General features: G+C 71.2%; 1 protein-coding gene. It reads left to right on the top strand.

The features are described from left to right. The coding region (locus tag ACQRBV_RS27560) for an aldehyde dehydrogenase family protein (RefSeq protein WP_427877935.1) at positions 1 to 326 on the top strand (326 nt) is incomplete at both ends.

Below are 326 nucleotides of genomic sequence, written 5' to 3'. Positions count from 1 at the left end.
CTGGCCGCCGACCACTTCCGCTACTTCGCCGGCTGCATCCGCGCCCAGGAAGGCTCCGCCGCCGAGATCAACGACAGCACCGTGGCCTACCACATCCATGAGCCGCTGGGCGTGGTCGGGCAGATCATCCCGTGGAACTTCCCGCTGCTGATGGCCGCCTGGAAGCTGGCCCCGGCGCTGGCCGCCGGCAACTGCGTGGTGCTCAAGCCGGCCGAGCAGACCCCGCTGGGCATCTGCGTGCTGCTGGAACTCATCGGCGACCTGCTGCCGCCGGGCGTGCTCAACGTCGTCCAGGGCTTCGGCAGGGAGGCCGGCGAGGCCCTGGC

It is taken from the genome of Pseudomonas sp. R11F, from assembly GCF_050312575.1.
Lineage (GTDB): Bacteria > Pseudomonadota > Gammaproteobacteria > Pseudomonadales > Pseudomonadaceae > Aquipseudomonas > Aquipseudomonas palleroniana.
Note: the sequence above shows the minus strand (reverse complement) of the source record. Positions and strands in the feature narration are given on the sequence as shown.